This is a genomic window from Mesorhizobium sp. M7A.F.Ca.MR.176.00.0.0, assembly GCF_004023165.1.
In the GTDB taxonomy this organism is placed as follows: domain Bacteria; phylum Pseudomonadota; class Alphaproteobacteria; order Rhizobiales; family Rhizobiaceae; genus Mesorhizobium.
The window spans coordinates 56272-63492 of the sequence record NZ_RZTC01000029.1; the positions used below are offsets into that span (position 1 = coordinate 56272).

A 7221-nucleotide genomic window follows, 5' to 3' on the forward strand; every position below is an offset into this window, starting at 1 on the left:
GGCCGCTGCGCTTTTCTGTGCTCCCGAAGCCGAGATCAGACGGCTACACAGCAACGCGTTGCTTGCTATACTCGCGTGTCGGCGCCGCGCTGAGGTCGGGCCGTATGGAGACACCATGACCATGACAGACGATCGTCAGGAACGCATTCGCAACCGTGCGCACCAGCTCTGGCTGCAAGAGGGCCAGCCGGCTGGACATCATGAGCGCCATTGGCATCAGGCGGCCGCCGATGTCGACCAGGAGGACGCCGCGGGCAAGTCGGCGGCCAAAAAGCCAACCAGGAAGGCAACTGGCGCCGCCAAGGCAAAGGCCGCCCCCAAGGAGGCAAAGGCTGCCACGAAGGCCGGCAAGCCAAAGAAGGCGGCGGCCAAGTAAGCTTTACGGCGTCAAGCCGCGGCGGCGATCTTTCGTCCCAGCCCGCCATGCAGGTCGAGGCAGCGGGCGAACCACTGCGCCACCACGTCGCCGTCGTCGAGCAGTTGGTAGGGCGAGGCTATGCGCGCCCATTGCAGGGCGCCGAAGACGATATAGTCGCTGAACAGCGGCGCCGCGCCGCCGATGAATGGCTGATAGGAGAGCATCGAGCGCAATGGCTCCAGCGAGGCTCTGAAATTGCCGAGCCCAGCTTCCCTGGCGGCCTTCACCTCCTCCAGCCGCTTGCCAAGACGCTGCTCCCGGCTCTGGCGGAAATAGACGGCGTTTTCCGCGTCCTGCATGGCATGGAGGTCCATGATCGCCGCGGTGGTCACGTAGGGATGAATGGTCACTTGCGACCAGCGTTCGACGAAGCGCGCCATCGCCTTGCCGCCTTCACCGCCAAACAGCGTCGGCCGGTCCGGATAGGCCTCATCGAGATAGAGCGCGATGGCGAAGGAATCCGCGACGACCGTCTCGCCGTCCCGGATCACCGGAACGGTTTTCGAAACGCCGCCCTCGACAGCGGGCACCTCGAGAAAGCGCGTCGGTACGGTCGATATGTCGAGCCCCTTGTGGGCAAGCGCCATCACCACCTTCCAGCAATGCGGGCTGAACGGACGTGTGGTGTCGCGTCCGACGAGATCATAGAGCAGAATGGTCATTGGCGGCGGCGTTCCTGCGGGTTAGGTAGGCCCCGCATCGACGTGAGCCGAGGGAAGCCATGAGACAGCATTTCATGATGTTTGCGGCCTATAATCAATGGGCCAACGGTCGCATCTATGATGCCGCCGCCGAACTCGATGACGAGGAATTCAACCGCGATGTCGGCGCCTTCTTCGGCTCGATGATGGGCACGCTCAACCACCTTTTGACGGCCGACCGGATCTGGATGAAGCGCTTCACCGGCGAGGGCGACGCGCCGACGACACTGGATGCCATCCTGCATTGGGGGTTGACCGGCCTGCGGGCGGCGCGTGAAGCCGAGGACAGGAGGATCATCGATTGGGTCGGCGGCCTCAATGACAAGGCGTTGACGGGCCGCTTCACCTACATGACCGTTTCGGACATGCGCACCGTCTCGCAAAGGCTGGCGCCGGCGCTGGATCATGTCTTCAACCACCAGACCCACCATCGCGGCCAGGCGCATACGATCCTGACCATCCTGGGACGGCCAAGCCTGGGGTTGGACCTGATGCTTTTTCAGCGGACCGAGGAGGGCAGAGCTTTCGCCTGATTCGGTGCCGTCCGAAGGTCGAAGAGCTTGCGCCTACTATCGCTGCATTTTGTGCTGCAGCATTGTCTTTGCATCTGAAATTAGCCGGCACACCGGATACTTGCCCGAGATTCAGGCGGCCGTCGAAGCCTCGCCCCTGATTTCGCTGTCCAGTTGGCACTGCGTCAGAGCCGCTTCCGCCATCACCCACTGCTTGAACAACTGGACCTTGCGTGCGGCAAGGCCTCTCAGCGGGGAAACAAAATACCAACCAGCCGTGTTCGGGTGGTGGACGGCGAAGGGAGCCACCAGCCTTTCGGCGCGGATGTCGCTGGCCATATAGGCACGGTTGGCCACCGCAAAGCCCATCCCGGAATTGGCTGCCTCGTAGGACATCATGCACGAGTCGAAATAGATGCTCTTGGTCTCGCTGAGCACGAAGCTGGCGCCGGCGAAACCAAGCCAGGATTGCCAATTCTGGGTGCAGGTGTCGGAATGCAGCAGGGTGAAGTGCTTGAGGTCGTCCGGTGTCACCTTCGACAGCCGCTTATCGCCGAGAACTTCGTGGAACAGCTTGCGGCTGCACACCGGTGTCAGGTCTTCGCGAAACAGCAGATCGGATTGCAGCCCGTGAAAGTGACCGTCGCCATAACGGATTTCGAGATCGAATTCCGAGGCCGTGAACTCATGCGTCGCGTAGGAGGTCGAGACCCGCATTACGATATCGGGATATTGCTGCTGGAACAGCGGCAGGCGCGGAAACAGCCAGCGTGCCGCAAAGGTCGGCAGCACCGATATTTTTAGCACATGCTCCTGCGATTGCCCGGTCGCTTCCATGCTGGCGGCGACGATTCGCTCCAGCGCCTCGCGAACGCGCGAGACATAGGTCTCGCCCTCCGGCGTCAACGACACCGCATTGCCGCCGCGCTGGAAAATCTTGAAACGAAGCTGATCCTCAAGGCTTTTCACGCGCTGGCTGACCGCTGAAGCGGTAATAAACTGTTCTTCGCCGGCACGCGTGAAATTACCGTGCCTCGCAGCACTCTCCACGATTTTAAGCGAATTGAGGTTGACCTGACTGAGCAGACGCACGGTTTCGACCTTAAGCTTGGCTTACACTAGCACCAGCATTCCTAATTTTACAGGGGTGGGTGAATTAATCGACTGTTTACCAAGTGTTGCCCCCATCCTGGAGAAGTACAATGAACGCCCATACCATTCCCGAACTGCGTTATGCGATGAGCCGCGAAGCCATTATCGGCCATGAAACCGCCTGGAAAGTGTCGAGTTTCGGTGTCGCGCAATATTTGCACGGCTATGACCCGGCACTGCTTGCAGCTATCGAGGAGGCTGCCCTGAAGCTCAAGGCCAGCCATGCCGTGCACAAGCACCTCGATCTGACCTTCATCACCGGGGCCGACCGTTTCATCCCCCAGATCAAGGAATTGCTGCATGACAAGCTGCGCCTGGAGCGGCTGTCCGACATGATGGGCACCAAGCTGGAGCCCTATCCGCTATCGATCGTCGGCTCGACGGTCACCTTCATGAATCCAAAGGACGGCGCCGTGGAGTGGCATTGCGATGGCGTTCCGGTCACAGAGCTCATTCCGCTGTCGATCAGCAATCCGCTGGTCGGCGGCCACCTCGAAATCTACTGCGACGACTCCGAAACCGGCCGCGCCATTCTCGAAGCCGGCCGCGAAATCCCGCGCAACAGTGTCATGCGCATCGATCACAAGATGAACTACGCGACGCTCGGCCAATTCCTGGGCGTCCTGCATCGCACCGCTCCGATCCGGTTCGGCGAGCGCGTCACGCTGGTGCTCAACCAGCGCTCGGTGGCCAAGCCCTATGTCGACGATAACAGAATGTTCTATCTCGCCGCCGACAACGACCACGACCGTGAGTGGGTCAGCGAACTGGCCGAAGATGTCTGGACCAATCAGCTGCCGGCCTATCGTCGGTTCGAGGCGGAGCATCCCGTGCCCACCGCCGTCGAGGCACCGGTTCCGGGCGGCGCCAGGGAATCATGGTAATGAACCATGACCCCGATAAGTCGGAACCGGTTTTCGGACAGGATCATGGTCGAACAGCAACATAGAGTCCCATGCCGATTGTTTCGGCAGGGATCCGGCTCGATATCCGCGTTGGTCTTCGCTGCCGGTGCGGTGGCGTTGTGGTCCACCAATGCCCTGGTCGGCAAATCCCTGCTGGCCAGCCACCCGGTGTCGCAGGTCCAGTTCCTGCAATTTGCAGGCGCAGCACTCGTCTTCGCCGCTATCAGATTGATGAGCCGCGAAAGAGTAGTACCGGTCACCGCCGGGGCGGCGCTCATCTCTCTCGCGGTCGGCTTCATCGGCCTGGTCGGCACCATGGTGCTGCAATACATCGCCTTCGCTTCGATGCCGGTGATCGAGGCCAATCTGGTGGCCTACACCTGGCCGTTGATGGTCGCGGCGGCAGTCATTGCCTTGGAAAATCCGCGGCGTCCGGCACTGTTGGGTCTCGCCGCGGTGGTGGGCTTCATCGGCGTTGCACTGGTGATTTCGGGAGGGCGCAACCAATCCTGGTTCGAAGGCGATCTGGTCGGCTATCTCGCCGCATTCGGGTCCGCGCTATGCATGGCCTTCTATTCGATCATGGTGGGACGGGTGGCCACTCCAGCGGATCGCCTGTTGCTGCCATCCTCTTTGATTGGCGTCGCTTTGATGTTTCTGTGGTGCGCTCGCGACGGTTTCACCTGGCCCGTCGGCGGGGATCTGGCCCTCGGCCTTTATCTCGGCGCCGGTCCGATGGGCCTGGGCTACTATTTCTGGTCGCGCGCCTTGAAGCTTGAAGGCAGCGGCAGGGTCGCGGTGGTCGCCTATCTCACGCCGATCGCCTCGACCCTGCTTTTGACCTTATCCGGCGAACGGCTGACGGTGACGGCCATTGTCGGAGCCATCCTCGTCATCGGCAGTTGTGTCGCGGTCGGTGTGGAACGTTCGGAGGTCGAAAACCATGTTTGACGAGAATGAGCGTCTGGCCATTCAGAAAGCGCATTGGCTGATCGACGAATTCGGCGCCGAGGCACCGCTCTACGCCGCGATGAGGGCCGAAAAGGCCATAGAACAAAAGGATTTCGCGCGTTGCGCCCGCTGGAAGCGTATTCTGGAGATATTGGACGAAAGTCCTGCCGCTAAGTCTGCTGGTTCCAAGTATTAGATTTTCTAATTTGCACGGCGTCGATTTCGCATGAATGCTATTTTTGCCGATTCTTCATTCTTTTATGAGACTTGGCGGTCCGTTGGGGGACGCGGTTAAAGAGATACATCGACACAAGTCTTCGCTGGGGTGGAGGATTTTGTCGCAAATAAGGTGAAAGAATTGTCAAATATCGATGATAAGACCGTTATCGAGCTGACGGCCGATATTGTCTCGGCCTATGTAGGCAACAATCCGCTTCCTGCTGCCGGCCTGCCTGAGTTGATTGCCAGCGTCAGTGCTTCGGTTCGCAAGCTCGCTGGTGCAGTTGTCGCGGAAACTCCAAACCTGGTTCCGGCAGTCAATCCGAAGAAGTCGGTGTTTCCCGACTACATCATTTGCCTTGAGGACGGAAAGAAGTTCAAGTCGCTCAAGCGGCATCTGCGGACCGACTACGGCCTGAGCCCGGACGATTATCGGGCCAAATGGGGCTTGCCGCCGGACTATCCGATGGTTGCGCCAAACTACTCGGCGACGCGATCGGCGCTGGCAAAGTCGACGGGACTTGGCCGCAAGCCGGCAGCAGCGCCGGCCGCTGTCGCCAAGGCAACGAAGCGCAAGGCGACTGCCTGAGAGCAGGCAAGCCACTGTTCGGCTGCTTTGACGACGCCCTCGCTGGCGTCGTTTCGAGGCCTTGTGCGGCCAACTGGCCGGCAAGGCCTTGCGAAGCGTTGATGTCCGGTGCAAAAGCGCGGCCATGCTGATCATCAACGACCTATCGCTCCGCATGGCCGGACGCCTGCTTCTCGACCATGCCTCGCTGACCTTGCCGGCCGGCACCAAGGCCGGCCTTGTCGGCCGCAACGGTACCGGCAAGACGACGCTGTTCAAGGCCATCACCGGCGATTTCCCGTCCGAGACAGGCTCGATCAGCCTGCCGAAGAGCACCCGCATCGGCCAGGTGGCGCAGGAAGCGCCGGGCACCGAGGATGCGCTGATCGAGATCGTGCTCAAGGCCGATCTCGAACGCACGGCGCTGCTCGAAGAAGAAAAGACGGCGACCGATCCGCACCGCATCGCCGACATCCATATGCGGCTGGCCGATATCGACGCGCACTCAGCCGAATCCCGCGCCGCCACCATTCTCGCAGGCCTGGGCTTCGACGACGCTGCGCAACGGCGTCCGGCCTCGTCCTTCTCCGGCGGTTGGCGCATGCGCGTGGCGCTTGCTGCGGTGCTGTTTGCCGAGCCGGACCTGCTGCTGCTCGACGAGCCGACCAACTATCTCGATCTCGAAGGCACGCTGTGGCTGGAAAACTACGTGTCGAAATATCCGCACACCGTGCTTTTGATCTCGCACGACCGCGACCTGCTCAACCGCGCCGTCAATTCGATCGTCCACCTCGACCAGAAGAAGCTGACCTTCTGGCGCGGCGGCTACGACCAGTTCGAACGTCAATATACAGAGCAGAAGGAATTGCAGGAGAAGGGCCGGGTCAAGCAGGAGGCCGCGCGCAAGCACATGGAATCCTTCGTCGAGCGGTTCCGCGCCAAGGCCTCCAAGGCGAGACAGGCACAGTCGCGCATCAAGGCACTGGAAAAGATGAAGCCGATCGCGGCCCTCGTGAACGATTCGGTGCGGCCGTTCTCCTTCCCCGAGCCGGTGAAGACGGTGGCCTCGCCGATCGTGGCGCTGAACAACGTCAATGTCGGCTACACCGAGGGTCAGCCGATCCTCAAGAAGATGACGCTGCGCATCGACGCCGACGACCGCATCGCGCTGCTCGGCGCCAACGGCAACGGCAAGTCGACCTTCGCCAAATTGCTGTCCGGCCGGCTCAAGCAGGAGAGTGGCACCATGACGGTGGCGCCCGGGTTGAAGGTGGCGATCTTCGCCCAGCACCAGCTCGACGACCTCCGGCCGGACGAAAACGCCTACGAGCATGTCCGCCGGCTGATGCCGGAGGCCCCGGAATCGAAGGTGCGCGGCCGCGTCGCCCAGTTCGGCCTCACGACCGAGAAGATGAACACCGCCGCCAAGGATCTGTCGGGCGGCGAGAAGGCGCGGCTGCTGATGGGGCTGTCGGCCTTCGAGGGCCCAAACCTGTTCATCCTCGACGAACCGACAAACCATCTCGACATCGATAGCCGCGAATCGCTGATCCATGCCCTGAACGAATTTCCCGGCGCCGTGATCCTGATCTCGCATGATCGCCATCTGCTGGAGGCAACCGCCGACCGCCTGTGGCTGGTCAAGGACGGCGCGGTCAACCCCTATGACGGCGATCTCGAGGACTACAAGACGCTGGTCACCGGCGTCTCCGGCGACCGCCGCGGCAAGCGCGAGGCCGACAAGGCATCAAAAGCCGACCGCCGCCGCGATGCGGCGGCTCGCCGCGCTGCCTTC

9 protein-coding genes are annotated in these 7221 nt (G+C 61.4%); 7 read left to right on the plus strand and 2 right to left on the minus strand.

Annotation, left to right across the window (positions count from 1 at the left end; genetic code table 11):
• The first annotated feature begins 115 nt into the window (after positions 1-115).
• Positions 116-376 (plus strand): DUF2934 domain-containing protein, encoded by a 261-nt coding sequence (locus EOB59_RS12545; protein ID WP_127331827.1) that lies wholly within the window; start codon positions 116-118, stop codon positions 374-376.
• An 11-nt stretch (positions 377-387) separates the two neighbouring features.
• On the opposite strand, the gene EOB59_RS12550 is transcribed toward EOB59_RS12545, so the two are convergent.
• The gene (locus EOB59_RS12550) at positions 388-1080 is read right to left on the minus strand and encodes a glutathione S-transferase family protein (RefSeq protein WP_127397433.1); all 693 of its coding nucleotides are present in this window, start codon (positions 1078-1080) and stop codon (positions 388-390) included.
• Between the two features lie 59 nt (positions 1081-1139).
• On the opposite strand from EOB59_RS12550, the gene EOB59_RS12555 reads away from it, so the two are divergent.
• The gene (locus EOB59_RS12555; RefSeq protein WP_127810836.1) at positions 1140-1652 is read left to right on the plus strand and encodes a DinB family protein; all 513 of its coding nucleotides are present in this window, start codon (positions 1140-1142) and stop codon (positions 1650-1652) included.
• 111 nt (positions 1653-1763) lie between these two features.
• Here the strand turns inward: EOB59_RS12555 and EOB59_RS12560 are convergent, their stop codons facing one another.
• Positions 1764-2723 carry a LysR substrate-binding domain-containing protein gene (locus tag EOB59_RS12560; RefSeq protein WP_027037936.1) on the minus strand — a complete coding sequence of 320 codons (960 nt, stop codon included), beginning with the start codon at positions 2721-2723 and terminating at the stop codon, positions 1764-1766.
• A 110-nt stretch (positions 2724-2833) separates the two neighbouring features.
• On the opposite strand from EOB59_RS12560, the gene EOB59_RS35275 reads away from it, so the two are divergent.
• The 5 genes from EOB59_RS35275 to EOB59_RS12590 all read left to right on the plus strand — a co-directional run.
• The gene (locus EOB59_RS35275) at positions 2834-3667 is read left to right on the plus strand and encodes a hypothetical protein (RefSeq protein WP_164873868.1); all 834 of its coding nucleotides are present in this window, start codon (positions 2834-2836) and stop codon (positions 3665-3667) included.
• A gap of 45 nt (positions 3668-3712) precedes the next feature.
• Positions 3713-4639, plus strand: coding sequence for a DMT family transporter (locus tag EOB59_RS12575; protein WP_127810835.1), 927 nt, complete (start codon positions 3713-3715; stop codon positions 4637-4639).
• Positions 4632-4835, plus strand: a complete 204-nt coding sequence (locus EOB59_RS12580; RefSeq protein WP_128288461.1) for a hypothetical protein — start codon at positions 4632-4634, stop codon at positions 4833-4835. Before EOB59_RS12575 ends, EOB59_RS12580 begins: the two co-directional genes overlap by 8 nt.
• Before the next feature lie 162 nt (positions 4836-4997).
• Positions 4998-5447 carry a MucR family transcriptional regulator gene (locus tag EOB59_RS12585; RefSeq protein WP_127268153.1) on the plus strand — a complete coding sequence of 150 codons (450 nt, stop codon included), beginning with the start codon at positions 4998-5000 and terminating at the stop codon, positions 5445-5447.
• 124 nt (positions 5448-5571) lie between these two features.
• The coding region (locus EOB59_RS12590; protein ID WP_245486606.1) for an ABC-F family ATP-binding cassette domain-containing protein at positions 5572-7221 on the plus strand (1650 nt) is incomplete at its 3' end.

What these genes read in the sequence shown, in the direction of transcription:
- EOB59_RS12545 (WP_127331827.1), top strand. Translation starts at nt 116, where the DNA reads ATGACCATGACAGACGATCGTCAGGAACGCATTCGCAACCGTGCGCAC.
- EOB59_RS12550 (WP_127397433.1), bottom strand. Translation starts at nt 1,080, where the DNA reads ATGACCATTCTGCTCTATGATCTCGTCGGACGCGACACCACACGTCCG.
- EOB59_RS12555 (WP_127810836.1), top strand. Translation starts at nt 1,140, where the DNA reads ATGAGACAGCATTTCATGATGTTTGCGGCCTATAATCAATGGGCCAAC.
- EOB59_RS35275 (WP_164873868.1), top strand. Translation starts at nt 2,834, where the DNA reads ATGAACGCCCATACCATTCCCGAACTGCGTTATGCGATGAGCCGCGAA.
- EOB59_RS12575 (WP_127810835.1), top strand. Translation starts at nt 3,713, where the DNA reads ATGGTCGAACAGCAACATAGAGTCCCATGCCGATTGTTTCGGCAGGGA.
- EOB59_RS12580 (WP_128288461.1), top strand. Translation starts at nt 4,632, where the DNA reads ATGTTTGACGAGAATGAGCGTCTGGCCATTCAGAAAGCGCATTGGCTG.